Below are 26183 nucleotides of genomic sequence, written 5' to 3' on the forward strand. Positions count from 1 at the left end.
GCCAATGAGCCAGATCACCCGCTGCCCGTCCTGCGCGACGATGTTCAAGGTCGTTGCGGACCAGTTGCGCATCTCCGACGGATGGGTGCGGTGTGGGCACTGCAAGCAGGTTTTTGACGCCTCCGCGCATTTGCTGCCTCCCGAGCCGGAGCCCCTGATGCCGGACCTGGCGCTGGACAAGCTGCGTCCACCGCCGCAGCCGGTGCCGCGCGCGGATCCGCTGGCGCGTTCTTGGGGCGCGTTGCCTGCCTCACCGGCCGCAGCAGCGCCCGTGACGAACGCCCCACCGGCCGCCCCCGTGCCGGACGATGCGCGGGCCGCCCTCCCTGTTCCTCCGCTTCCACCGGTCATGTCGGTGCCGGAGCCCGCGGTGCCGGCCTTTCTCTCGGCCCAGGGGCCGTCTGTACCGGCGGATGGCATGGACGACCTGCCCCCATTGACGCTGGTGCCGGAGACGCCGTTCGCTTGGCGCACGCCCAGTCCTGCGCAGGCCGATCCAGCGGTGTTGTCCGCCAGGCCTTTCGAGGCTGCGCAGGGCGAGGCTCCGGATATCGAGTGGCCGGCCATCGAGTTCACTCCGCCTCCTCTGGGGTATGAACTGCCCTCGCCGGTGCTGGAGGATGTGGACCCCCATGACCTGCTGACGCCGACCGCCGTGGCGCTGGAACAATTGCCAGAGCCAGAGCCAGAGCCAGAGCCAGAGCCAGAGCCAGAGCCAGAGCCAGAGCCAGAGCCAGAGCCAGAGCCAGAGCCAGAGCCAGAGCCAGAGCCATTGGCGCAGGAAGTGCCGCGCGGCGCAGAGGGCGCTGCGCCGGGAAGGGGCGAAGCCATCGAGGCGGTGCGGCCCGAGCCCCTGGGACAGGAGCCGGCATGGCCTGAGGCCGCCGGAGCCGCGCAAACCGGGATGCCGTCAGGCCATGGGAACGATGCCCATGAGCTGGGCTCCGCCGATCTCCACGGGGGGCTGGCCGATGACATCCAGCAGGGCGGCGCCGAGGCGGTGCCGCTGGGCGAAGAGCCATCGTTCGTCCGCGCCGCCAGGCGCAAGGCGTTCTGGCGCAAGCCGTTGGTGCGTGTGGGCTTGTCACTGCTAAGCCTGTTGTTGCTGGCGGGGCTGCTGTTGCAGTTGGCTGTGCAGGAGCGCCATTACCTCGCGGCCGTGGCGCCGCAGGCTCGCGCGCCCCTGGCGGCGCTGTGCGACTTGCTTCAGTGCCGGATCGGCCCTTACCGCCATATTGCTTCCGTGGTGGTGGACGGCTCCTCCTTCCAGAAGTTGAAGGGAGAGGATTACCAGTTTTCCCTGACCCTGCGAAACCGCGCGGACCATGCCGTGGAAATGCCGGCCGTGGAATTGACATTGACCGATGCCCAGGACCAGCCCGTGTTGCGGCGTGTGTTGCGGGCCGAGGACCTGGCCGCGCCCGCCGAGCTGCTGGCGCAAGCCGAGTGGAGTGTGACGGTGCCCGTGCAGATGGCGCTGGGCGGCGCGCGCATCACGGGGTACCGGGTGCTGGCTTTTTACCCTTGACGCGGCTTCGCGCCGCAATGAATGAAATTGAGAACATGGCTGTACTGATTTGTGGTTCCCTGGCTTTCGACACCATCATGACCTTCGAAGGCCGCTTTGCCGAGCAGATCCTGCCCGACCAGTTGCATATCCTCAATGTGTCCTTCCTGGTGCCGGGTTTGCGGCGGGATTTCGGCGGTTGCGCAGGCAACATCGCCTACAGCCTCAGGCTCCTGGGGGGAGAGCCGGTGCCCATGGCCATGCTGGGGAGCGATGGCGCGGACTACTTGCAGCGCCTGGACTCGCTGGGCATCAGCACGCGCTGCGTGGGCCAGGTGCAGGATACCTACACCGCGCAGGCCATGATCATGACCGACCGCGACAACAACCAGATCACGGCCTTCCACCTCGGGGCCATGATGCAGGCGCATGCCAACCGTATCGACGGCGGCGTGCAGGACATCCGTGTCGGCATCATCGCGCCCGATGGGCGCGATGCCATGATCGAACATGCCGCGCAGTTCCAGGCAGCGGGCATCCCTTTCGTGTTCGATCCGGGCCAGGGCCTGCCCATGTTCTCGGGCGAGGAGCTTATGCGTTTCGTGGAGCAAGCCACCTGGGTCACGGTGAACGACTATGAGGGCAAGATGCTGTGCGAACGCACCGGCCTGGGCCTGGAGGCGCTTTCGCGCAAGGTCCAGGGGCTGGTGGTAACGCTCGGCGGTCAGGGCTGCGAGGTTTGGGTGGATGGCGTCAGGACGGTGGTGCCGCCCACGGTGCCGGCTGCCATCGTGGACCCCACGGGCTGCGGCGATGCTTGGCGTGGTGCCTTGCTGTTCGGTCTGGAGCGGGGCTGGCCGCTGGTGCGCTGCGCGGAACTGGGCAACCGCCTGGGTGCGCTCAAGATCGCCGCGCGCGGCCCACAGAACTACACGCTGGATTTCGATCCAGCATCGCTGATGTCCTGATGGAGCGCGGGCGGGCATAAAAAAACCCGGTGCACAGGGCACCGGGTTGGATACAGCCACCAGGGCGCTGTATCAGGGCTTGGTGCCCGTCGGGAAGGGCCATGCGGCCTGGGGATTGAGCGTGGTCTGCGCGGCAGGAGCGGCAGGGGCCTTCTCTGCTGCGGGTTTCTTGGCCGGAGCAGCTTTCTTGGGGGCGGCGGCGGCCTTCTTGGCAGGCGCAGCAGCCTTCTTGGCGGGAGCGGCCTTCTTCGCGGGCGCAGCAGCCTTCTTGGCGGGAGCGGCCTTCTTCGCGGGCGCAGCAGCCTTCTTGGCGGGGGCGGCCTTCTTCGCGGGCGCAGCAGCCTTCTTGGCGGGAGCGGCCTTCTTCGCGGGCGCAGCAGCCTTCTTGGCGGGAGCGGCCTTCTTCGCGGGCGCAGCAGCCTTCTTCGCAGGAGCCGCCTTCTTGGCGGCAGGTTTCTTCGCAGTTGCCATGGTTTTCTCCTTAGGGGTCATTGAGCAAAGAGCACTCCGGGCCTGGTATCAGACCTGGAGCGATCCATGGAGATGGGGACCCTCCCATCTCCATGAATGCGAAACGCTCCACCTCGCGGCGCGTTCGCGGGCCGGGCAGGGTGGAGCGTTGTGACTTGGTGCATGGTGTGCGTCGCTAATCCCAGGAGAGCGCGCCGCCCGACTGGTACTCGATCACGCGGGTTTCGAAGAAGTTGCGTTCCTTCTTCAGGTCGATCATTTCGCTCATCCAGGGGAACGGATTCTCTTCGTTGGGGAAAAGCGGTTCGAGGCCGATCTGGGTGGCGCGGCGGTTGGCGATATAGCGCAGGTAGCCCTTGAACATCGAGGCATTCATGCCGAGCACGCCGCGCGGCATGGTGTCCTCGGCGTAGCGGTATTCCAGTTCGACGGCCTGCATGAACAGGGCCTTGATCTCGGCCTTGAATGCGGCGGTCCACAGATGGGGGTTTTCGAGCTTGAGCTGGTTGATCAGGTCGATGCCGAAGTTGCAGTGCATGGACTCGTCGCGCAGGATGTACTGGTACTGCTCGGCGGCGCCGGTCATCTTGTTCTGGCGGCCCAGCGCGAGGATCTGCGTGAAGCCCACGTAGAAGAACAGGCCTTCCATGAGGCAGGCGAAAACGATCAGGGATTTGAGCAGTGTCTGGTCGTTCTCGGGCGTGCCGGTGTGGAAGGCCGGGTCCATGATGGCCTCGATGAACGGGATCAGGAACTGGTCCTTGTCGCGGATGGACTGCACCTCGTTGTAGGCGTTGAAGATCTCGCCTTCATCGAGCCCCAGGGATTCGACGATGTACTGGTAGGCGTGCGTGTGGATCGCTTCCTCGAAGGCTTGGCGCAGCAGGAACTGGCGGCACTCGGGCGCCGTGATGTGGCGGTAGGTGCCCAGCACGATGTTGTTGGCGGCCAGCGAGTCGGCGGTGACGAAGAAACCGAGGTTGCGCTTGATGATGCGGCGCTCGTCTTCGGTCAGACCATTCGGGTCTTTCCACAGCGCGATGTCGCGCGTCATGTTCACTTCCTGCGGCATCCAGTGGTTGGCGCAGGTGGCGAGGTATTTCTCCCAGGCCCACTTGTACTTGAACGGCACGAGCTGGTTGACGTCGGTCTTGCCGTTGATGATGCGCTTGTCGGCTGCGTTGACGCGGTGTCGCTGGGCTGCTCCTGAATCGGGAGCTGGCGTGGCAGGGGTGGCGCGCGCTGCGGAAGAGGGGGCTTGGAAACCGGAAAGAGGGAAAGTGGGCGGCGCCGATTCCACCGAGCGGTTTTTTTGCAGACCGCCGTCAAAGGATCTTTGCGATGTGGAGGTGACTTCTTCGTCCCAGGTCAGCATGGTTTTTCCAGTGTTCGGATTATGAAAGCAGCGCTGCAAAATGAAAAGCGCTTGCGCGCTGCGCCGCGAAGTTTTGTTGCTTGAATACACATGCGAGGCCGCATTTTTCAGCGTGCCTCGCGTTCGGATTTACTGACAGGCCTCGCACGATGGATCGTCGATGGCGCAGAAGCGCACGTCGCTGGCCGGCGCCATGTCCGCCGCATCGCTTTGCGATGCCGCATGTGCAGACATCGCGCCGCCGCCATGGTCGGAGGCCACGGCGTTGAGCTGGCGCGTGTTCACCGTGCTCATCTCGACGTGCGTGGCGCTTTGCGTGCGCAGGTAGTAGGTGGTCTTGAGGCCGCGCACCCAGGCCAGCTTGTAGGTCTCGTCGAGCTTCTTGCCGGAGGCGCCCGCCATGTAGATGTTGAGGCTCTGCGCCTGGTCGATCCACTTCTGGCGCCGCGCGGCGGCCTCGACCAGCCAGCGCGGCTCCACCTCGAACGCGGTGGCGTAGAGTTGCTTGATGTCCTGCGGCACGCGGTCGATGGCGTGCAGCGAGCCCTTGAAGTGCTTGAGGTCCATGACCATCACGTCGTCCCACAGGCCCAGGCGCTTGAGGTCGCGCACGAGGTAGTGGTTGATCACGGTGAACTCGCCCGACAGGTTGGACTTGACCGAGAGGTTGCCGAAGCACGGTTCGATGGAGGCATCCACGCCCACGATATTGGAGATGGTGGCGGTGGGCGCGATGGCCACGCAGTTGGAGTTGCGCATGCCGTCCTGCGCGATCTTGCGGCGCAGCGCGTCCCAGTCGAGCGTGCTGGAGCGGTCCACCTCCACGTGGCCGCCGCGCGCCTGGGCCAGCGTGTCGAGCGTGTCGAGCGGCAGCATGCCCTGGTCCCATAGCGAGCCACCGTAGCTCGAATAGCGGCCGCGCTCGGCGGCCAGGTCGGTGGAGGCCCAGTAGGCGTAGTAGCAGATGGCCTCCATCGAGCGGTCGGCGAATTCCACCGCGGCATCGCTCGCGTAGGGGATGCGCAATTCGTACAGTGCATCCTGGAAGGCCATGAGGCCCAGGCCCACGGGGCGGTGGCGCAAGTTGGCATCGCGCGCCTTCTTCACCGCGTAGTAGTTGATGTCGATGACGTTGTCGAGCATGCGCATGGCGACGGCGACCGTGCGCTGGAGCTTCCCGTGGTCGATGCCGCCGTCCTTCAGGTGCTGCCGCAGGTTGATGGAGCCCAGGTTGCAGACGGCTGTCTCGCTGTCGCTGGTGTTGAGCGTGATCTCGGTGCACAGGTTGCTCGAATGCACCACGCCGGCGTGCTGCTGGGGCGAGCGCAGGTTGCAGGCGTCCTTGAACGTGATCCAGGGGTGGCCGGTCTCGAACAGCATGGTCAGCATCTTGCGCCACAGGTCCGTGGCTTGCACGGTCTTGCTCGGGCGGATCTCGCCGCGCCGTGCCCTCTCTTCGTAGGCCACGTAGGCTCTTTCAAAAGCGGCACCGAACAGGTCGTGCAGGTCGGGCACGTCGGAGGGCGAGAACAGCGTCCATTCGCCTTTTTCCATCACGCGCTTCATGAACAGGTCGGGAATCCAGTTGGCGGTGTTCATGTCGTGCGTGCGGCGCCGGTCGTCGCCGGTGTTCTTGCGCAGCTCCAGGAATTCCTCGATGTCCAGGTGCCAGGTCTCCAGGTAGGCGCAGACCGCGCCCTTGCGCTTGCCGCCCTGGTTCACCGCCACGGCGGTGTCGTTGACCACCTTGAGGAAGGGCACCACGCCCTGCGATTCGCCGTTCGTGCCCTTGATGTGGCTGCCGAGCGCGCGCACGCGCGTCCAGTCGTTGCCCAGGCCGCCGGCGTATTTGGAGAGCAAGGCGTTCTCCTTGATCGATTCGTAGATGCCGTCGAGCTGGTCGGGCACCGTGGTCAGGTAGCAGCTCGAAAGCTGCGAGCGCAGCGTGCCGCTGTTGAACAGCGTGGGCGTGGAGGACATGAAGTCGAAGGATGAGAGCACCTCGTAGAACTCGATCGCCCGCGCCTCGCGGTCGATCTCGTTCAGCGCCAGACCCATGGCCACGCGCATGAAGAAGGTCTGTGGCAGCTCGATGCGCGTCTTGCGCACGTGCAGGAAGTAGCGGTCGTAGAGGGTCTGCAGGCCGAGGTAGTCGAAGCGCAGGTCGCGCTCGGCCTTCAGCGCGGCGCCCAGGCGAGGCAGGTCGAACTGCAGCAGGCGCTCGTCGAGCAACTGGTTCTCGACCCCCTTGCGGATGCCGTGCGGGAAGTAGTCGGCATAGTTTTGCGCCATGTCGGCTTGCGCTACCTCGCGGCCCAGGACCTCGCGTGTGATGGTGTGCAGCAGCAGGCGGGCGGTGGCGTGGGTGTAGCCGGGGTCGGTCTCGATCAGCGTGCGCGCGGCCAGGATGGCGGCCTTGTGCAGTTCTTCGAGGGGGATGCCGTCGTAGAGGTTGCGCAGTGTCTCCTGCACGATGGGCTCGGCCTGCACGCTGTCCCCCAGGCCGGCGCAGGCCGATGCGATGAGCGCGTGCAGCTGCGCCTGGTCCAGCGCCACGCGCCGGCCCGCGTCCACCACATGCAGGGCCGGGGTGGCGGGCGCCACGGTCTCGGACTGGCGCGCGCGCTCTTGGGCGCGGCGCTCGCGGTACAGCACATAGGCGCGCGCCACTTCATGGTGGCCGCCGCGCATGAGGCCCAGTTCGGCCTGGTCCTGCACATCCTCGATGTGGAAGGTGCCTCCGGCAGGGCGTGAGCGCATGAGGGCGCGCACCACGGCATGCGTCAGAGAGTCCACCACTTCGCGAACGCTGGCCGATGCCGCCCCCTGCGTGCCATGCACGGCCAGGAAGGCCTTCATCAGGGCCACGGCGATCTTCTGCGGCTCGAATGGCACCACGGCGCCATTGCGCCGGATGATTTGGTAATGCGACAGCTCGGCGGACGTGGGCTGGCTGGCGGCTGCGGCCGGCAGAAGGGATGTGCCGGCAAAAGGCGGGGTGTGGGCGTGCGTGGCTGCGTGCATGGCGTCCTCTCGATGTGGTCGAAAAATGGGGCCGGGGAATCACCCCGGGTGGCGGTTCAGGGGGCCTGGCCGGGGTATGGTCAAGCAATTGATGTTCGTCAATTGCACACTATAGGTATAGTGCTTTGTGTGTGTCAAACACTAAATGTAGTGTGTTGAGGAAATCCCTCGCTGCCTGCCGATGGCAGGGGCAGGTGCCGCGCAGGCAGGGCTGCGCCGCGCCGGCCCGGGGCGGGCGGCGTCTGGTTGCGACGCGGGGGAAGTGCCCGGGGGGAGGGTCAGCCCAGGGTGCCGGCCGGGAACTGCTGGCGGTCCCAGGCCAGCAGGTGCTGCAGGCGTGGCCAGTCGAATCCGCTGCCTGGGTCGCGTTTGCGGCCCGGCGCGATGTGCTCGTGGCCGGCCACGTGGGCAATGGGGTAGCGTAGGGCCAGGTCGGCGCACAACCGGGCCAGCGTGTCGTACTGGCCCGGCTCGAAGAGCTGGCCTTCGAGGCCTTCGAGCTCGATGCCCACCGAATCGTCGTTGCACTGGCCGCGTCCCCGGTAACGGGAGGCGCCGGCATGCCAGGCCCGCTGGTCGCAGTCCACGAACTGCCAGAGCGTGCCATCACGCTCGATGAAGAAATGCGCCGACACCTCCAGGCCCCGGATGCCCTGGAAGTAGGGGTGGGCGTCCCAGTCGAGCCGGTTCATGAACAAATCCTGCACGGCATGGCCGCCGTATTCGCCCGGGGGCAGGCTGATGGAGTGCACCACGATCAGGTCCACGCGGGCCTGCGCCGGGCGGGGGCCGAAGTTGGGCGAGGCCAAGTGCCGGGCGCCCGCATGCCAGCCGCCCGTCCAGGGCGGGCTGGTGGTGGGCTCAGGGCTCGGCGTCGGCATGTGGATCGTCGTTGGGCGCGGCGATATTCAGGCGCGCGATGCGGTAGCGGATCTGGCGCAGGCTGATGCCCAGGCGCGCCGCCGTGGCGGTGCGGTTGAAATGGTTGGCCTGCAGCGCACGCACCAGGATCTCGCGCTCCAGGTGGTCCAGCCAGGCCTGCAGGTCGTGGGGCAGGTCGGTGCAGTCGGTGGCCGGCGCCGGTGTGGTCCGCGCGGGCTGCATGTCCGCCGGTGGCGTGGTGCCGAGAACCCGCTCCGCCACGGACGGGGGGGCGGGCTCGACCACGAGGTCTTCGCCGTCGCTGAGGGCGACCGCCCGGTGCAGCAGGTTTTCGAGTTCGCGCACGTTCCCGGGCAGCGGGTGGGTGGCGATGGCCGCCAACGCGGCTGGCGTGAGCCGGTGCACCGGTCCGGCGGATTCCTGGGCGATGCGCGCCAGCAGCGCCTGGCACAGGGCCGGCAGGTCCTCGCGCCGCTCGCGCAGCGGCGGAATGAAGATCTCGATGACATTGAGCCGGTAATACAGGTCCTGGCGGAAGCGGCCCGCCTGCACGGCGGCGGCGAGGTCGTGGTGCGTGGCGCTGATGATGCGCACGTCCACCGTCTCTTCCTGCGTGGAGCCGAGCGGGCGCACGCTGCGCTCCTGGATGGCGCGCAGCAGCTTGGACTGCATGGCCAGCGGCAGGTCGCCGATTTCGTCGAGAAACAGGGTGCCGCCCTGTGCCGCCTGGAAATAGCCCAGGCGGTCGTGCGTGGCACCGGTGTAGGAGCCCTTGCGGGCGCCGAAGAATTCGGCTTCGAGCAGGTTCTCGGGGATGGCTCCGCAATTCACCGCCACGAGCGGCCCATTGGCGCGCTGGCTGCTGGCGTGCAGGGCGCGCGCCACCAGTTCCTTGCCGGTGCCGGATTCTCCGCGGATCAGCACCGGGGCCATGCCGCGCGCCACTTTGGCCACGCGCAGCTTGACATTGCGGATGGCCTCGGAATCACCCACCAGGCGATCCATCGAGGGGCTGCGGCGGTTGTCAGGCTCGGCGGCCCCATGCTGTGCTGGCGGGGTGCGTGGGCTGCGGGGCGCTGGGACGCCCTCGCTGCCTTGCACGGCCGAGGCCACCACGGAGCGGAACTGCTTGAGATCCACGGGCTTGGTGAGGTAGTCGAAGGCGCCCGAGCGCAGGGCCTCCACGGCGTTCTCCGCCGAGCCGTAGGCCGTCATGACCACGCAGCGCTCGCGCCGCTGCTGGTCGCGCAGGTCCTGCAGCAGCTCCATGCCGAAGCCGTCGGGCAGGCGCATGTCGCTGATCACCACGTCGAAGCGCCGTGCCTGCAGTTGTTGACGGGCCTCCTGGAGCGTGGCGGCGGTCTCGACGCGGTAGCCCTCGCGCAGCAGCGTGAGTTCATACAGGGTGCGCAGGTCGGGCTCGTCGTCTACCACCAGGATGGATGCGGCGGGGGCGTTCATGGACATATCAAACCACGATGGTGTCAAACAAGGAAGCCGGCGCCTGCAACTGGCCCGACTTGCGGAAGTGCACGGTGAAGGCGTTGCCCTCCATGTCGCCGCGCTGCGTCATGCGCTGAATGCGCTGGTAGCTGATGGAGGCGCCATGGCGTTCGCACAGTTCGCGGCAAATGTACAGGCCCAGGCCGCTGGAGCGGCTCTCGGAGGAGAAAAAGGGCTCGAACAGGTGGCGCTCGACCGACTGGTCCATGGGCGGGCCGTCGCTCCAGACCTGCACGCTGGCCTGCCCTGGCGCGTGCAGGCGCGTGGTCAGCTGCAGCGAGTCGGGCATCTGACCCATGAAGCGCAGCGCATTGTCGAGCAGGTTGACGAGCACGCGGCGCAGGTGCTCGGCATCGAATTCCACGTGCATCTGTTCGGTGTCCAGCGCCACCACGGCCTGGCGCCGCGCCGGGTCGTGGCCGCTCCAGTCGCGCCAGATCTGGGCCACGCTCTCGTCCAGCGCGACCGTGGATGCGGGGGCATGGCTGATCTGGTGCTGGACGCGGGCGATGTCGAGGATTTCCTCGGCGATCCGCGCGAGGCGGTCGGCATTCTGCTGCACCATGTGCGTGAGCCGTTTCTGGCCCGGGTCATGCAGGTCTTCCTCCAGCAGCGCATTGGCCTGGACGATGGCGGCCAGCGGGTTGCGGATCTCGTGCGCCACGGCGGCCGACATGCGGCCCATGGCGGCGAGCTTTTCCGTGCGCAGCCGGGCCTGCATCTCGCGCAGGTCGTGCAGGAACATCACGCACAGGCGGGCTCCGGCGGGGCCCGTGGCGGCGCGGCGCGGGGCCGTCAGCCAGGTGCGCGCGTGCAGACCGATCGGGCTCTGCCCCTCGCTGACCAGGTTCACATCGGCCACCTGGGGCTGCTCCAGGTGGAAGGTATGGTGAGCCAGCGCCACGAGGGGCTGCCAGGGGGCGCTCTGCACCAAGGTGAAAGGCGGGGCCGAGCCCGGGGTGCAGCCCAGCAGCTGCAGTCCGGCCGGGTTGGCGGTGCGCACGGTGAATTCCTCGTCCACCACCAGCACGCCATCCGTCAGGTTCTGGATCACGAGGGCGCTGACCTGGCTCTGCATCTGGGCCGCGGCCTTGTTGTGCTGCGCGATCTGCTGCTCGCGCACCAGCCGGGACGCCAGCTGATGCACCAGGAAGGCGGCGATAAAGTAACCCGTGCCCGTCAGCGCGGCCTGCAGGTAGCGCTGCGCCGCATCGCCGCCCAGGCCTTGCGTATCCAGCCATCCCGCCCAGGCCAGCAGCAGCAGGGTGACCGCCGCCGTGGTGCCCAGCGCCAGCGTGAGCGTGCCCAGCACCGAGGCCATGAGGATGGGCAGGCCGAACAGGGGCGTGAAGCTCATGCCGCCGGTGTGCAGCAGCTGCAGCGCGCTGATGGCGGCCAGGTCCACGCCGATCGATGGCAGCCAGTGCAGGCCCGAATGCGGCGGCGGCGGCGCATGCCGCCCCGCCACGCGCAGCGAGACCGTTGCCACCAGGTAGGCCAGGCAGGTGGCGAGCACCAGGGGTTCGGGGGTGTGGTTGAGCGCCTGCCCCAGTGCCTGCAGCAGCAGCAGCGCCAGGGCCACCATGGCACGGCCCGTCAGAAAGCCGTGCCACAGGCGCAGGAAGGGGGTGTCGTCCAGGGCCAGCGGCAGGGCGGCCATGCCAGGTGTCTGCGGTGCCGGTTCAGCGCGCATCTTGCCGCTGGTGCTCGGCGCAGCAGTAGCTGCGCGGCCCGCTGGTCAAGGCATCGGCGCGCGGCAGGTGCACGCCGCAGTGGGCGCAGGCCACCATGTCTTGCGGTGCGGGTGGCTGGCGCGGGGCTTCGGTGCGCGACATCGTGGCGCGGCGTTGGCCGCGCCACCAGGCATAGGCCACCACGAGAACGGCCAGCAGCACGAGGTATTTCATGCGCCGCGTCCCAGGATCACTTCGAGGGCGAAGCGCGAGCCCACATAGGCCAGCAGCAGCAGCGCGGCGCCCGCATAGAGCATGCGCCGTGCGCTGCGGCCGCGCCAGCCAAAGCGCGAGCGCCCGAGCAGCAGCGCGGCGAAGGTCAGCCACGACAGCAGCGAGAACACGGCCTTGTGGTCCCAGCGCCAGGCGCGGCCGTACAGGGCCTCGCTGAACAGCATGCCGGCGGCCAGGGTGGCCGTCAGCAGCACGAAGCCGGCGGTCACGAAACGGAAGGTGAGGCGCTCCAGCGTCAGCAGGGGCATGCCGCTGTGCGGGTCCACGGCCAGGCGGATGCGGCGCTCGGCGCGCGTCATCAGGGCCGCGTGCACCACGGCGGCGGCCAGCAGCCCGTAGGCCGAGATGCCCAGCGCCAGGTGCAGCGGCAGCCAGGCCGAGCTGGAGGCGTGCAGGGCCTGGCCCGGGAATGCCAGCGCCAGCAGCACGGCGGCGGCGCCCAGCGCCGCCAGGGCCCAGCGCGCCTGCAGCTGCGGGAAGAGCTGGTGTTCGATGGCGTACACGGTGAGCACCAGCCAGGCCGTGACCGACAGGGCCGGCGCGAAGCCGAAGCGGGGCGTGGCCTCCAGCATGCTCCAGCCCAGCGCCGCCGCATGCAGCGCCCAGGCCAGCCACAGGGCCGTGCGCGCGCCTTGGTCCTGCAGGCGCCGGGCGGCCACCGCCGGGATGGCATAGGCGAGGGCCGCCGCGATACCGAGCAGCAGACTGGCAGGGGAGCTACTAGCTAAAATCATGGTCACAGTTTACCTTTCGCCCAGGGCCCGTGCCCCGGCGCAACCCCTCCCGCCGCCCCCGATCGCGGGCCCACCCGAGAAGACCCGACATGGCCTCCGCCCTTACCGACAAACTTTCGCGCCTCGTCAAGGAGATGCGCGGCCAGGCCCGCATCACCGAATCCAACGTGCAGGACATGCTGCGCGAGGTGCGCATGGCCCTGCTCGAAGCCGACGTGGCCCTGCCGGTGGTGCGGGATTTCATCGCCCGCGTGAAGGAGAAGGCGCTGGGCCAGGAGGTGCTGGGTTCGCTCAAGCCCGGCCAGGCGCTGGTGGGCATCGTCAACAAGGAGCTGGCCGCCACGATGGGCGAGGGCGTGAGCGACATCAATCTCGCCGCCCAACCTCCCGCCGTGATCCTGATGGCCGGCCTGCAGGGCGCGGGCAAGACCACCACCACGGCCAAACTGGCCAAGCACCTGATCGAGAAGCGCAAGAAGAAGGTGCTCACCGTCTCGGGCGACGTGTACCGCCCGGCCGCCATCGAGCAGCTCAAGACCGTGACCAGGCAGGCCGGCGCCGAGTGGTTCCCGAGCACGCCCGACCAGAAACCCCACGACATCGCCGTGGCGGCGCTCGATTACGCCAAGAAGCACTACTTCGACGTGCTGCTGGTCGACACCGCCGGCCGCCTGGCCATCGACGAGGCGCTGATGCAGGAAATCAAGGACCTGCATGCCACGCTGAACCCGGTCGAGACGCTGTTCGTGGTCGATGCCATGCAGGGCCAGGACGCGGTGAACACGGCCAAGGCCTTCAAGGAGGCGCTGCCGCTGACCGGCATCGTGCTCACCAAGCTCGACGGCGATTCGCGCGGCGGCGCGGCGCTGTCGGTGCGCCAGGTGACCGGCGCGCCGATCAAGTTCGCCGGCGTGTCCGAGAAGATCGACGGCCTGGAGGTGTTCGACGCCGAGCGCCACGCCGGCCGCATCCTGGGCATGGGCGACATCGTGGCCCTGGTCGAGCAGGTGGCTGCGGGCGTGGACATGGAGGCGGCGCAGAAGCTCGCCGCCAAGGTCAAGAGCGGCGACGGTTTCGACCTCAACGACTTCCTGGGCCAGCTGCAGCAGATGAAGCAGATAGGCGGGCTCTCCAGCCTCATGGACAAGCTGCCCGCCCAGCTCACGGCCAAGGCCGGCCAGGTGGACATGGACAAGGCCGAGAAGGACATCAAGCGCAAGGAAGGCATCATCCAAAGCATGACGCCGCTGGAGCGCCGCAAGCCCGAGCTCATCAAGGCCACGCGCAAGAAGCGCATCGCCGCCGGTGCCGGCGTGCAGGTGTTCGAGGTCAACCGCCTGCTCAAGGAGTTCGAGCAGATGCAGGACATGATGAAGAAGATGAAGGGCGGCGGCCTCATGAAGCTCATGAAGAAGATGGGCGGCATGAAGGGCCTGGGCGGCGGCATGCCCAAGATGCCGTTCTGAGATTTTTGGCCTCCAGCGCTTGCCCGGCAAGCGCTGGCAGCTATCAAAACAAAAGCAAAAACCGGCGGTGAGCCGGTTTTTTTGTGCGCGCAGCGCCTGGATCGTGCTATTTAAATGGTAGCTTCTCGCGCTTAGTGGAAAAGGATTTCAGATACAAAACACTCTGAAATGCCCGCCAATCAAGCGCGGGCAGCTCACTTTTTTAGCGTCATGCGTTGCGCGCCAGCACCTCGCCACGCAGCGTGTAGGCCTTGGCCTCGGTGATGGTCACATCCACCATCTGGCCCACCAGGCGCTGGCCGCCGGCGAAGTTGACCACGCGGTTGCATTCGGTGCGGCCCATCAGTTCGTCGCCGTCGCGCTTGGAGGCGCCCTCGACCAGGATGCGCTGCACCTTGCCCACCAGGCTTTCGCTGATCGACTTGATGTTGCCGTTGATCACGGCCTGCAGCTCCTGCAGGCGGCGCAGCTTCACCTCGTGCGGCGTGTCGTCGTGCAGGTTCGCGGCGGGCGTGCCGGGGCGCGGGCTGAAGATGAAGCTGAACGAGTTGTCGAAATGGATATCGTCGATGAGCTTCATCATCCTGGTGAAATCCTCCTCCGTCTCGCCGGGGAAGCCGACGATGAAGTCGCTGCTCATGGCCAGGTCGGGGCGGATGGCGCGCAGCTTGCGCACCGTGCTCTTGTATTCCATGGCCGTGTAGCCGCGCTTCATGGCCATGAGGATGCGGTCGCTGCCATGCTGCACCGGCAGGTGCAGGTGGTTGGCCAGCTTGGGAATGTTGGCATAGGCCTCTATCAGGCGCGGCGTGAACTCGTTGGGGTGGCTGGTGGTGAAGCGCAGGCGCTCGATGCCCGGGATCTCGGCCACGTATTCCAGCAGCAGCGCCAGGTCGGCCACCTCGCTCGTGCCACCCATGGCGCCGCGGTAGGCGTTCACGTTCTGGCCCAGCAGGGTGATCTCCTTCACGCCCTGGTCGGCCAGGCCGGCCACTTCGGCCAGCACGTCATCGAACGGGCGGCTCATCTCGTCGCCGCGCGTGTAGGGCACCACGCAGTAACTGCAGTACTTGCTGCAACCTTCCATGATGGAGACGAAGGCGCTGGCGCCCTCCACACGCGCGGGCGGCAGGTGGTCGAACTTCTCGATTTCGGGGAAGCTGATGTCCACCTGCGGGCGATCCTGTCGCACACGCGCGCTCAGCAGCTCGGGCAGACGGTGCAGGGTCTGCGGGCCGAAGACGATGTCCACATAGGGCGCGCGCTTGATGATCTCCTCGCCCTCCTGGCTGGCCACGCAGCCGCCCACGCCGATCTTCACGCCGCGCTCCTTGAGGTGTTTGACGCGGCCCAGGTCGGAGAACACCTTTTCCTGCGCCTTCTCGCGCACCGAGCAGGTGTTGAACAGGATCAGGTCGGCCTCCTCGGGGTCCTGGGTGGTCTCGTAGCCCTCGGCGGCGTGCATCACGTCCACCATCTTGTCCGAGTCGTACTCGTTCATCTGGCAGCCGAAGGTTTTGATGAAGACTTTTTTGGCCATGGGGCAAATCTCGCGGGGAATAGGATGAATGCGCGGCGCCCGCCAGGGTGCCCGGTGAGGGGCGGGGCGGGTGCCGTGGAGGGGCGGAGCCGAAAAGGGCGCCGCTCAGCGGGTGGGCTTGTCCGAGGCGAAGCCGAAATTACGCACCACGCCGGCGCCGGCGCGGGGCTGCGTGGCCTCGACGGTGCTCAGGATCCAGGCGGTCAGCAGCATGCCCGTGCTTTGCTCGATGAGGTAGTTCACGGTGTACTGGTTGCCGACCACGTTGTGCGCCATGACCAGCGTGTTCTGCGGGCTCAGCAGCCGCAGGCCCGGCGCCAGGCGCACCGCGCGCCCATCGATTTCGGCCGTGCCCGGGGAGGTGATGACCAGCGTGCCGCGCAGCGCGGCGTCCGGAAAGTTGCGCTCCGATCCCATGGAATGCTGCACCGTGTTCTGCGCCACGGCCGGCGTGCAGAGCAGCGCGCCGCCGCACAGCGCGGCCAGCAGCAAGGGGGCCACGCGGACGTGGGAGGGGTGGGGGGCGGTGGGGCAGCGGTTCATGGTGTACATCCAGGGGCTGAAGCCGCAATTCTACGGGCCCGCCCGGCAAAAGGCTTCCCCCACGAAGGCCTTTTGCCGGGAAAGGGCCGGGTCAGTGCAGCACCAGCACCGGCAGTTTGCTGCGGGCGATGATGGTCTTGGTGTGCGAGCCGAACAGGAATTCGCCCAGCGGGCCACGCCCGTGGGTGACCATCACGATCATGTCGCAACCCGCCTTTTCGGCCTCGTCCATGATGGCCTGGTCCACGGAGTAGGCGGTCACATGCGATGCGGTGAAGGAAACGCCCGCGGCCTGGGCGCGCTGCGCGAACTGGTCGAGCAGGGTCTTGGCGTGGGCCTCGTTCTTCGATTCGTGGCGCTGGATGCGTTCGGCCGAGGTCTGGGCGTCGTTGCTCATCACCGACAGCGGCAGGTCGGGCTCGACCACGAAGCCGGTGATGGCCGCGCCCAGCTGCCGGGCCAGCGCGATGCTGCCGTCCATGGCGCGGTGGGACAGTTCGGAACCATCCACGGGGACGAAAAGGTTCTTGTACACGGTATCTCCTGGAAAAACCGCCGGGCCGATGCGAATGGCATGGGCGCGGGCATGGGCAGACGGCCTGCGCAACCCTCGGGATGGGCCGCCCACGACAGTGTCTCCCATGGCGGGGGCCGTGGGGCTGTGGATGCTACGTATGGAAAATGGGCGCGGGCCGGACGACGGGCCAAGAAAAAACCCACAGTGTCGCCACTGTGGGTTTGATTTGGTGGTGGTACCGGGACTTGAACCTGGGACATCAGCATTATGAATGCTGCGCTCTAACCAACTGAGCTATACCACCGTAAGACCAAAATTATATAACAAAAAAATCACTGGTGCGTGAATTGGGCCTTGCGCTTGTTCACGAAGGCGTCCATGCCTTCCTTCTGGTCCTGGGTGGCGAACAGCGAATGGAACAGGCGGCGCTCGAACATCACGCCGTCGTTCAGCGTGCCCTCGAAGGCGCGGTTCACCGACTCCTTGGCGGCCATCACGGCGATCTGCGAGAAGTCCGCGATGATGAGCGCGGCGCCCAGGGCCTCGTCCATGAGCTTGTCGTAGGGCACGACGCGGCTGACCAGGCCGGCGCGCTCGGCCTCTTGCGCGTCCATCATGCGGCCCGTCAGGCACAGGTCCATGGCCTTGGACTTGCCCACGGCGCGCGGCAGGCGCTGCGTGCCGCCCGCGCCGGGGATCACGCCCAGCTTGATCTCGGGCTGGCCGAAGCGGGCGTTGTCGGCGGCGATGATGAAGTCGCACATCATGGCCAGCTCGCAGCCGCCGCCCAGGGCAAAGCCGCTCACGGCGGCGATCACGGGCTTGCGGATGCTGCGGATGGTTTCCCAGTTGCGCGTGATGAAATCGCCCTTGTACGCGTCGGCGAAGCTGTACTTGGCCATGGCGGTGATGTCGGCGCCGGCCGCGAAGGCCTTCTCGCTGCCCGTGACGATGATGCAGCCGATCTTCTCGTCGGCATCGAAGGCCTTGAGCGCCTGGCCCAGCTCGTCCATCAGCTGGTCGTTCAGCGCGTTGAGCGCCTTGGGGCGGTTGAGGGTGATGATGCCGACCTTCTCGGCTTCGGTGCGTACTTCGATGACTTCGTAGGCCATGGTGTCTTCCAGTCGTTGTAACAAAACCGTGAAACTATAACCAAGCACCGCCGGGTGTCTGGTCAGGCGCCGTCCAGCCAGCGCGCCGCCTGGGCCGCGTCGCCGACGCCGAGCGAAATGGTGTCGGCCGGTGGCGGCGCGGCCTTGCGGCCGCGTCCCGCGCTGGCGCGGGATTCGAGCGCCAGCGGCAGCCGCAGCAGGCGCCGGTCGCGCGCCACCAGCGCGGTCACGGCCTTTTCGGTGCCGGCGTACAGGGCCACGTCGTCGAGCTTGGCGATGCGCCAGCCCTGGCCGTCCACCTCGATGCCCAGCCACTCGTCGCCCGCGGCCATGCCGGCCTGCTCGGCCAGGCCGCCGCGCAGCACGGTCTTGACCTGCACGCTGCCGTTCTCGGCTACGCGCAGGCCCAGGCGCTGGGCGGCCTGGGCTTCCTCGCGCTTGACGGTGATGCCATGGGCGCCCAGTAGGTGCTCCAGTGGCAGTTCGCCGGTGCCATGCACCCAGGCGTCGAGTTCGGCGTCGAACGGGCGTCCGCCCAGCTCCTGCAGCACGGTGCGCAACGTGGCCTCGTCCATGGGGCCGCCGGCGCAGCGCTGCCACAGGGCGCGCATCACCGCATCCAGCGTGGTGCGGCCCTCGCGGCGCAGCGTGAGGTCCAGGCACAGGGCCACGAGCGCGCCCTTGGTGTAGTAGCTCACCGTGGCGTTGGGGGTGTTCTCGTCCTGGCGGTAGTACTTGACCCAGGCGTCGAAGCTGGCCTGGGCCACGGTCTGCACCTTGCGGCCCGGGGTCTGCAACACCTGGTTGATGGTCTTGGTCAGCAGCTTGAGGTAGCCGCCATGGTCCAGCAGGCCGGCGCGGCGCAGCAGCAGGTCGTCGTAGTAGCTGGTGAAGCCCTCGAAGAACCACAGCAGCTGTGTGTAGTTCTCCTGCGCGTAGTCGTAGCGCGCGAACTCCGCCGGGCGCAGGCGCTTGACGTTCCAGGTGTGGAAGTACTCGTGGCTGATCAGGCCCAGCAGCGTGGTGTACCCCTCGCCCGCGTGCGGCGCCGTGGTGCGCGGCAGGTCGCGCCGGCCGCAGATCAGCGCGGTGGAGTTGCGGTGTTCCAGCCCGCCATAGCCGTCGTCGACCACGTTGAGCAGGAACAGGTAGTTCTTGAAGGGTGGCTTGCCCTCGCCGTGCCAGAAGCGGATGGCGGTCTCGCAAATCTTGCGCGTGTCGGCCACCAGCCGCTTGCCGTTGAAGGAGGCCGGCGCGCCCGCCACGACGATGCGGTGCGGCACGCCGCAGGCGGTGAAGCGCGCGCTCCAGAACGGGCCCATTTCCACGGGGCAGTCCACCAGCGTGTCGTAGTCGTCGGCGCGGTAGGTGCCGAAGCCCCGGTCATCCAACTCCAAGTGGAAAAGGCCTGTAGCGCACGACCAGTGGGCGCTGTCAGCTACGTTTTCAGGAGCAATGATTTCCAGCGTGCACGGCTGGTCGGCCAGGCCTTCGGGGCGCAGGCACAGGCTGGTGCCGTTGAAGAAGCCACGCGTGGCGTCGAGCCAGGCGGTGCGCACCGAAGCATCGCAGGCATACACCTCGTAGCGCAGCTCCAGCGGCTTGCCGCCCTGGCAGTCCACCTGCCAGCGGTGCTTGTCGAGCTGGCGCGGCGCCAACGCCTTGCCGCCCTGGCGGGCCTGCAGGTTTTGCAGGTGCTTGGAGAATTCGCGCACCAGGTAGCTGCCGGGAATCCAGACCGGCAGCGACAGCTCTTGCCGGGCCGTGGGCTTCGCCAGGGTGAGCGTCACATGGAACAGATGGGTGCGCGGATCGGGGGCCTCGATGCGGTAGTGGACCGGGCTGTCGGCGGTGCGGCGTGCGGGCATGGGCAGGATCAGTGGTCGCCGGCATCGGCCAGGCGCTTCTCGACGTCCTGCGCGGGAATGGCGCCGGGAACCCGCAGGCCATTGGCGAAGATCAGCGTGGGCGTGCCCGTGATCTTGTACTTCTTGCCGAAGGCCAGGTTGCGCTGCAGCGCGCTGGTGTCGCAGGTGGCGGCGGCGGGGGCCTTGTCGCGCACCATGTAGTCCTGCCAGGCGGCCGTGCGGTCCTTGGCGCACCAGATGTTGCGCGACTTCTCGGCCGAGTCGGGGCTCAGGATGGGGTAGAGGAACAGGTAGACGGTGACGTTGTCCACGTTCTGCAGGTCGCGTTCGAAGCGCTTGCAGTAGCCGCAGTTGGGGTCCTCGAAAACGGCCAGCTTGCGCTTGCCGTCGCCGCGCACGATGGTGAAGGCGTCCTTGAGCGGCAGTTCGGAGAAATCCACCGCCGTGAGCTTGTTGATCCGGTCCTCGGTGAGGTTGCGGCGCGCCTTGGTGTCGATCAGCTCGCCCTGGATCAGGTAGTTGCCCTTGGCGTCCGAATAAAAAATGTCGGTGCCGATGCGCACTTCGTACAGCCCGGACATCGAGGTGGCCTGGATCTCGTCGATCTTGCCCATCTGCGGGATGCGCTCGGCCAGGGTCTTGCGGATGGCGGCTTCCTGGGCGTTGGCCGACAGGCCCAGGGTCAGCGCGGCGGCGGCCAGCAGGGAAGGGATCAATTGCATGGTGTTCTCGTCGGGGGGTGTCAGGTAGGGCGGCGGCGAGGCGCCAGCCCGTTGGAGTGCGTGCGCGTCAATGCGTTCCCATGGCCTGGCGGGCCATCCAGTCTTTCAGGGAGCCGCTGCGCTCGAAACCCTTCATGCCCCAGTTGCGCAGCTGTTGCCAGGGGCCCTGCGGGCGGGAAAAGAGCTGCTGCAGGCCATCCGTGACCAGGCCCATGGGCAGCAGGGCGGTCTTGCGCTCGCGTTCGTAGCGGCGCAGCAGGCGCGGGTCGGAGACGCTGCGCCAGGGGTCGCGCCCGGCCAGCACGCGCGCCAGGGCCTGCGCGTCGCCCAGGCCCAGGTTCAGCCCCTGGCCGGTGAGCGGGTGCACGTTGTGCGCGGCGTCGCCCGCCAGCACCCAGCTGTTCGCCGGAGCATTCGGCAGGGCACCGCACCAGTGGCGCGCGCGCGCTTGCTGCAGCGGCCAGGCCACACGGTCGCAGGTGGTGCGCAGCGCGCCCAGCGCATCCTGGCTGGCGGCCTGCAGGCGCTGGGCAAAGCTCTCCGGATCAAGCTCCCGCAACAGGGCGGCCTGCTCCGCAGCGACCGACCACACCACCGCCACGGCGTGGCCGTCCTCGCCGTCGAGGGGCAGGAAGGCCAGGATGCTGCCATCGGGCGCGAACCACTGCCGCGCCACCTGGCCATGGGGCTTCTCGCAGGCCAGACGCGTGGCGATGGCGTGGTGGGGGTAGGGCGAGACGTCGAACTCGGCGCCGAATTCCTCGCGCGTGCGGCTGGCGCGGCCCTCGCATACCACGGTTAACGGGGCGGGCACCGGGGCTTGCACCACTTCCACCTGGGGCTGGAAGCGCACCGCATCGTGCAGGCGGGCTTCGAGCGCGGGCACGTCGACGATCCAGGCCAGCGCGGGCACGCCCTGGGCGGTGGCGTCGAAATGCACCTCGCCGTCCTGGTCGCCCGCCACGCGCATGTGCGTGACCGGGGTGGCGTGCTGGACGTCGGGCCAGCTGCGCAGGGATTCGAGCAGGGCGCGCGAGGCGGCATTCAGGGCGTAGGCTCGCACGTCGGATGTGGACGGGGCGGCCGGCGGCGGGCTGGCCACCAGGGCCACGTTCAGCCGCTCGCGCGCCAGCAGCAGAGCCAGCGTGCGGCCCACCACGCCCGCGCCGCGGATACAGATGTCGAAGGATTGCGCCATCCGGGGATTGTAGGAGGGCGCTTCCCGCCCCATGGCGCGTGGGTGCTCTTGGCGTGGCGGGATTCGCCGCTATGCTTCGGCCTCCATCCTTTCCCTGGGCCATTCGCCGTGAGCTTCCATCCCGACTCCGACCTGCAGGGCACCATCGCGCGCCTGTTCGTCCACCCCGTGAAATCCTGCGCCGGCACCGAGGTGCGGGAGGCCGTGCTGACCGAGGCCGGGCTGGAGCTGGACCGGGCCTGGATGGTCGTCGATGCCCAGGGCGTGTTCCTCAGCCAGCGCACGCTGCCCCGCATGGCCCTGGTGCGCCCACGGGTCGTGGGACAGGACCTGGTGCTGCAGGCGCCGGGCCTGCCGGATCTGCGCCTGCTGGCGGGCGCGGCCGAGGGCGCCGCCACGGTGACCGTGTGGAAAGACACCGTGCCCGCGCAGGACATGGGCGAGGCGGCGGCGCGCTGGCTGGGCGCTTTCCTGGGCCAGCCCTGCCGCCTGGTGCGCTTCGATCCGGCGCACCGGCGCCTCTCCAGCATGGGTTGGACGGGCGGCCTGGAGGCGCCCAACCGGTTCAGCGACGGCTTTCCCGTGCTGGTGGCGAGCGAGGCCTCGCTCGCCGACCTGAACCAGCGCCTGGCGGCCGCAGGCCATGGCGCCGTGGGCATGGAGCGCTTCCGGCCCAACGTAGTGCTGGGCGGCGTCGAGGCCTTCGACGAGGACCGCGTGGACGGGGTCCGCATCGGCACCGGCGGCGGGCAGGAGGCATGGCTGCAGCTCGTCAAGCCCTGCGCGCGCTGCCCCATCCCCGACATCGACCCGGCCACGGCCGAAAGCCACCCCGCCGTGGGCGACACCCTGCGCAGCTTCCGCCAGGACAAGCGGCTGGACGGCGCCATCACCTTCGGCATGAACGCCATCGTGCGCCAGGGCGCGGGCCAGGTGCTGCGCGTGGGCCAGCCCATCGCCGCCGACCTGCGCTTTGACTGACGAACCGGGTGTCCGATGCCGGGGCCGTAAAATCGAAGGTTTTCCCCCAGAACACCTGAAAGCCCTGCCATGAGCCTGAAATGCGGCATCGTGGGCCTGCCCAACGTCGGCAAGTCCACCCTCTTCAACGCGCTGACCAAGGCCGGCATCGCCGCCGAGAACTACCCCTTCTGCACCATCGAGCCCAACACGGGCGTGGTGGAAGTGCCCGATCCGCGCCTGAACCAGCTGGCCGAGATCATCTCGCCCGAGCGCATCGTGCCCGCCATCGTCGAGTTCGTGGACATCGCGGGCCTCGTGGCCGGCGCCTCCAAGGGCGAGGGCCTGGGCAACCAGTTCCTGGCCCACATCCGCGAGACCGACGCCATCGTCAACGTGGTGCGCTGCTTCGAGGACGACAACGTGATCCACGTGGCCGGTCGGGTCGATCCGATCTCCGACATCGAGGTCATCCAGACCGAGCTGTGCCTGGCCGACCTGGGCACCGTCGAGAAGGCGCTCAACCGCTACAGCAAGGCCGCCAAGAGCGGCAACGACAAGGAAGCGGTCAAGCTGGTGCAGCTGCTCACGCCCATCCAGGCCGCGCTGAACGAAGGCAAGCCCGCGCGCACGGTGCCCGTGAGCAAGGAAGACGCGCCGCTGCTCAAGCCCTTCTGCTTGATCACGGCCAAGCCGGCCATGTTCGTCGGCAACGTGAGCGAGGATGGCTTCGAGAACAACCCGCTGCTGGAGCGCCTGAAGGAATACGCGGCCGCGCAGAACGCGCCCGTGGTCGCCATCTGCGCCAAGATGGAATCCGAGATGGCCGAGATGAGCGACGAGGACCGCGACTTGTTCCTCGCCGAGATGGGCCAGAGCGAGCCGGGCCTGAACCGCCTGATCCGCGCCGGTTTCAAGCTGCTGGGCCTGCAGACCTACTTCACCGCCGGCGTGAAGGAAGTGCGCGCCTGGACCATCCACGTGGGCGACACCGCGCCCCAGGCCGCAGGCGTGATCCACGGCGACTTCGAGCGTGGCTTCATCCGCGCACAGACCATCGCCTTCGACGACTTCATCCAATACAAGGGCGAGCAGGGCGCCAAGGACGCGGGCAAGATGCGCGCGGAAGGCAAGGAATACGTCGTCAAGGATGGCGACGTGATGAACTTCCTGTTCAACGTCTAACCCCACGCCTGGCGCTTGCGCCAGCGTCCGGCCGCCCGTGGCGCACCTTTCGTGGATGCGCCTTGGCGGCCGATTTTTTTACCAGTGCAGCGCCATGCGCTGCCCTCTCTGGATGGGCCCATGAACACCGGAATCGTCTACGCCGCGCTGGCCTACCTGTCCTGGGGCCTGTTCCCCCTGTATTTCCGCCAGGTGGCCGATGTGCCCGCGCTCGAAGTGGTGCTGCACCGCACGCTGTGGTCGCTGGTGTTCGTGCTGGCCCTGCTGGCGGTGCGCCGGCAGTGGGCCTGGATGCGCGAGGTGCTGCGCCAGCCGCGCGTGCTGGGCGCGTTCGCGCTGTCGGCGCTGCTGCTGGCCGCCAACTGGCTGACCTATGTCTGGGCCGTGAACAACGGCCATGTGGTCGATGCCAGCCTGGGCTACTTCATCCTGCCGCTGGTCAACGTGGCGCTGGGCTATGTGTTCCTGCACGAGCGGCCGCGCCCGGGCCAGTGGCTTGCCGTGGCCGTGGCGGCGGCCGGTGTGCTGTGGCTGACGGTGCAGGCCGGGCGCCTGCCCTGGATCGCGCTGGTGCTGGCGCTGACCTTCGGCTTCTACGGCCTGCTGCGCAAGGTGGCGGTGCTCGGCGCGCTGGAAGGACTCACCCTGGAGACGGTGCTGCTCGCGCCGCTGACGCTGGCCGTGCTGGGCGCCTGGGCCTGGCAGGGCCAGGGGGCACTGGCGCAGGGCGACGCCGCCACCCTGGGCTGGCTGGCGCTGGCCGGGCCGGTCACGGCCGTGCCACTGCTGCTGTTCGCGGCCGGCGCGCGCCGGATTCCGCTGGCCACCATGGGCATCCTGCAATACATCTCGCCCAGCCTGCAGTTCGCGCTGGGGGTGTGGCTGTTCCATGAGGCCTTCGATCCCGCGCGTCTGACGGGTTTCGTGCTGATCTGGGCGGCCTTGCTGGTCTACACGCTCGAAGGCTGGCGCTCGCGCCGCCGTGTCCAGCCGGCCTGAATGGCGTCCGGCATGTTCGCGGCGGGCCGCGCTGGTGGCATACTGGAAAACCCGGGGGAGGGGTAGGGCGGTTGTCCGTAAGATGCTCCGTTTACCAGTGCCCGGTGCGCCTCTGGGGGCGTGCCGGGGGCGGTCTTCAGAATGCGCGCGCAGGGTTCTGGGGGCCGTGTGGAGCGGCCGGCGGCAATTGGCACCCACTGCTTTCCAGTCCATACAACCTGTAGACACAACGACGTTCCTCGCGTTCAAGGCTCATGGGTACCGCCACCATCCTTTCCTTGTTTTTCGGGCGTAGCAAGCCGCAGTTCACCGGCACGGACGTCTTTCCCCTGACCGATGCGATCATGGACTTCGACGATTCGTCGGAGGGGAGCACGCGGCCGGCGCGCCGCGAGACGGATGCCAGCAAACCCGTGGGCAAGCGCTCCAATGCGCAGAAGTGGAGCATCGCTACCGCCCTGATCGGCCTGTTCATGCTGGCGACGCTGGGTTTCCATGCGCTGGACATGGTGCGGCTGTCCACGGTCTATGTCCTCGCGGGCATGGCGGCTTTCTTCATGCTGGCCTTCTTTGCCGTGTTCAAGACGGGCCAGCATTTCCGTTTCCGCGAGAAGCGGCTCAAGCTGCCCATCGTCGCCACGGCCCTGGGCTGCATGCTGGTGGTGGTGTACCTCGAACCGGTCATGCAGATCCTGCTGGCGCCCTTCTCCTTCGTCGCCCTGGCCTACGGCATGTACCGCATTTCGCGCGCCAAGGCGTTCGTGCTCGCTGTCGGCCTGCTGGCGGGTTATGCGCTGGTGATCGTGCTGCACCATGCGCAGCAGCAGAACGAGGCGCTGTTGCGGCTGGAGATCCTGCACTTCATGGCGCTGGCCGCATCGTTGCCGGCCTTTGCCTTCCTGACCGGCAAGGTGCAGATGTTGCACCGCATCCTGCACCGGGCCAGCCGCAAGCTCAAGAACATCCAGGAAGACGCGCAGCGCGACACCTTGCTGGGCTGCTTCAACCGCCGCTACATCGTCGCGGCGCTCGAAGAGCAGAGGCAGCTGGCCGACGAAACCGGCATCCCCCTGTGCCTGGCCGTGATCGACCTCGACCATTTCAAGCGCATCAACGATGAACTGGGCCACCTGGGCGGCGACGAGGTGCTGCGCAGCTTTGCCCGCGTGGCGCAGGAGAACGTGCGCGCGGGGGACCTCTTCGGCCGCTACGGCGGCGAGGAATTCCTGCTCATCTTCCCCGCCACCGCGCTGCTGCCCGCGCTCAACACCTGCGAGCGTATCCGTGCGCAGGTGGAGTCCCATGCCTGGAAGGGCCTGCCCAAGAGCCGCGTGTCGGTGTCCATCGGCGTCACCCAGTACATCCCGGGCGAGTCGGTGCTGGAATTCTTCGCGCGCGCCGACACCGCCATGTACATGGCCAAGGAGGGCGGACGCAACCAGGTGGTGGTGGAAGAGCCGGTGGTCAAGGGCGATCCGTCGGTCTCGGTGCAAATGCTCGGGCCGGCGTCCATCTGACCGCTGCCGGTGGGAGAGCGGTTTCGCAGGGTTTTTCGATATTTCTCCCGTCCAGCATGCGTCAGTAGCTATTTTTTTAATAGCTTAAGGGGTGTGCGCCGCGCCACTGGCGGCGGTTTTCTTGA

21 protein-coding genes, 1 tRNA gene and 1 pseudogene are annotated in these 26183 nt (G+C 67.7%); 7 read left to right on the plus strand and 16 right to left on the minus strand.

Annotation, left to right across the window (positions count from 1 at the left end):
• The first annotated feature begins 4 nt into the window (after positions 1–4).
• Together D8S75_RS17390 and D8S75_RS06780 are read left to right on the plus strand one after the other, a co-directional pair.
• Complete coding sequence (locus tag D8S75_RS17390; RefSeq protein ID WP_157982599.1) at positions 5–1528, plus strand: zinc-ribbon and DUF3426 domain-containing protein; 1524 nt, start codon at positions 5–7, stop codon at positions 1526–1528.
• A gap of 35 nt (positions 1529–1563) precedes the next feature.
• The gene (locus D8S75_RS06780; protein ID WP_119965318.1) at positions 1564–2475 is read left to right on the plus strand and encodes a carbohydrate kinase family protein; all 912 of its coding nucleotides are present in this window, start codon (positions 1564–1566) and stop codon (positions 2473–2475) included.
• 72 nt (positions 2476–2547) lie between these two features.
• On the opposite strand, the pseudogene D8S75_RS06785 reads toward D8S75_RS06780, so the two are convergent.
• From D8S75_RS06785 to D8S75_RS06820, 8 genes and pseudogenes are all read right to left on the minus strand, one after another.
• Positions 2548–2937, minus strand: a pseudogene (locus tag D8S75_RS06785) (histone); the annotation flags it as partial.
• 184 nt (positions 2938–3121) lie between these two features.
• Positions 3122–4321 (minus strand): ribonucleotide-diphosphate reductase subunit beta, encoded by a 1200-nt coding sequence (locus D8S75_RS06790; RefSeq protein WP_119965321.1) that lies wholly within the window; start codon positions 4319–4321, stop codon positions 3122–3124.
• Between the two features lie 129 nt (positions 4322–4450).
• Positions 4451–7345: a ribonucleoside-diphosphate reductase subunit alpha gene (locus D8S75_RS06795; protein WP_119965323.1), complete on the minus strand. Its 2895-nt coding sequence runs from the start codon at positions 7343–7345 to the stop codon at positions 4451–4453.
• A gap of 278 nt (positions 7346–7623) precedes the next feature.
• Entirely contained in the window at positions 7624–8226 is a 603-nt protein-coding gene (gene ampD, locus D8S75_RS06800) for a 1,6-anhydro-N-acetylmuramyl-L-alanine amidase AmpD (protein WP_119965325.1), read from the minus strand.
• Positions 8207–9688 carry a sigma-54-dependent transcriptional regulator gene (locus D8S75_RS06805; protein WP_119965635.1) on the minus strand — a complete coding sequence of 494 codons (1482 nt, stop codon included), beginning with the start codon at positions 9686–9688 and terminating at the stop codon, positions 8207–8209. The genes ampD and D8S75_RS06805 overlap by 20 nt, the downstream gene beginning before the upstream one ends.
• 7 nt (positions 9689–9695) lie before the next feature.
• A complete protein-coding gene (locus D8S75_RS06810) occupies positions 9696–11390 on the minus strand; it encodes a sensor histidine kinase (RefSeq protein WP_119965327.1) in 1695 nt (564 codons plus the stop codon).
• A 22-nt stretch (positions 11391–11412) separates the two neighbouring features.
• A complete protein-coding gene (locus D8S75_RS06815; RefSeq protein WP_119965329.1) occupies positions 11413–11637 on the minus strand; it encodes a PP0621 family protein in 225 nt (74 codons plus the stop codon).
• Positions 11634–12431, minus strand: a complete 798-nt coding sequence (locus D8S75_RS06820) for a cytochrome C assembly family protein (RefSeq protein ID WP_119965636.1) — start codon at positions 12429–12431, stop codon at positions 11634–11636. The genes D8S75_RS06815 and D8S75_RS06820 overlap by 4 nt, the downstream gene beginning before the upstream one ends.
• 89 nt (positions 12432–12520) lie before the next feature.
• Here D8S75_RS06820 and ffh point away from each other — a divergent pair, with 89 nt between their 5' ends.
• The gene (gene ffh / locus D8S75_RS06825) at positions 12521–13897 is read left to right on the plus strand and encodes a signal recognition particle protein (RefSeq protein WP_119965330.1); all 1377 of its coding nucleotides are present in this window, start codon (positions 12521–12523) and stop codon (positions 13895–13897) included.
• Positions 13898–14105: 208 nt separating this feature from the next.
• Here ffh and miaB read toward each other — a convergent pair whose 3' ends face one another.
• The 8 genes from miaB to D8S75_RS06865 form a co-directional block, all read right to left on the minus strand.
• Positions 14106–15437: a tRNA (N6-isopentenyl adenosine(37)-C2)-methylthiotransferase MiaB gene (gene miaB, locus D8S75_RS06830; RefSeq protein ID WP_119965332.1), complete on the minus strand. Its 1332-nt coding sequence runs from the start codon at positions 15435–15437 to the stop codon at positions 14106–14108.
• Positions 15438–15542: 105 nt separating this feature from the next.
• Complete coding sequence (locus tag D8S75_RS06835; protein WP_232828944.1) at positions 15543–15980, minus strand: hypothetical protein; 438 nt, start codon at positions 15978–15980, stop codon at positions 15543–15545.
• 91 nt (positions 15981–16071) lie between these two features.
• Positions 16072–16515, minus strand: a complete 444-nt coding sequence (locus tag D8S75_RS06840) for a universal stress protein (protein ID WP_198673161.1) — start codon at positions 16513–16515, stop codon at positions 16072–16074.
• Positions 16516–16724: 209 nt separating this feature from the next.
• Positions 16725–16801: transfer RNA gene (locus D8S75_RS06845), tRNA-Met, on the minus strand.
• Positions 16802–16829: 28 nt separating this feature from the next.
• A complete protein-coding gene (locus D8S75_RS06850) occupies positions 16830–17609 on the minus strand; it encodes an enoyl-CoA hydratase (protein WP_119965338.1) in 780 nt (259 codons plus the stop codon).
• Between the two features lie 62 nt (positions 17610–17671).
• The gene (locus tag D8S75_RS06855) at positions 17672–19477 is read right to left on the minus strand and encodes a M61 family metallopeptidase (protein ID WP_119965340.1); all 1806 of its coding nucleotides are present in this window, start codon (positions 19475–19477) and stop codon (positions 17672–17674) included.
• Positions 19478–19485: 8 nt separating this feature from the next.
• Positions 19486–20199 (minus strand): DsbC family protein, encoded by a 714-nt coding sequence (locus D8S75_RS06860; protein ID WP_119965341.1) that lies wholly within the window; start codon positions 20197–20199, stop codon positions 19486–19488.
• 67 nt (positions 20200–20266) lie between these two features.
• Complete coding sequence (locus tag D8S75_RS06865; RefSeq protein ID WP_119965343.1) at positions 20267–21397, minus strand: FAD-dependent monooxygenase; 1131 nt, start codon at positions 21395–21397, stop codon at positions 20267–20269.
• A gap of 108 nt (positions 21398–21505) precedes the next feature.
• Between D8S75_RS06865 and D8S75_RS06870 the strand changes: the two genes are divergently transcribed.
• The 4 genes from D8S75_RS06870 to D8S75_RS06885 all read left to right on the plus strand — a co-directional run bounded on the left by D8S75_RS06870 (position 21506) and on the right by D8S75_RS06885 (position 26058).
• Positions 21506–22378, plus strand: a complete 873-nt coding sequence (locus D8S75_RS06870) for an MOSC domain-containing protein (RefSeq protein WP_119965345.1) — start codon at positions 21506–21508, stop codon at positions 22376–22378.
• Between the two features lie 69 nt (positions 22379–22447).
• Positions 22448–23542 carry a redox-regulated ATPase YchF gene (gene ychF / locus D8S75_RS06875; protein WP_119965346.1) on the plus strand — a complete coding sequence of 365 codons (1095 nt, stop codon included), beginning with the start codon at positions 22448–22450 and terminating at the stop codon, positions 23540–23542.
• Positions 23543–23662: 120 nt separating this feature from the next.
• Positions 23663–24541 carry an EamA family transporter RarD gene (gene rarD / locus D8S75_RS06880; RefSeq protein WP_119965348.1) on the plus strand — a complete coding sequence of 293 codons (879 nt, stop codon included), beginning with the start codon at positions 23663–23665 and terminating at the stop codon, positions 24539–24541.
• A gap of 254 nt (positions 24542–24795) precedes the next feature.
• Complete coding sequence (locus tag D8S75_RS06885) at positions 24796–26058, plus strand: GGDEF domain-containing protein (protein WP_119965350.1); 1263 nt, start codon at positions 24796–24798, stop codon at positions 26056–26058.
• Positions 26059–26183: the final 125 nt, after the last annotated feature.

Source organism: Simplicispira lacusdiani, from assembly GCF_003604195.1.
Lineage (GTDB): Bacteria > Pseudomonadota > Gammaproteobacteria > Burkholderiales > Burkholderiaceae_C > Simplicispira > Simplicispira lacusdiani.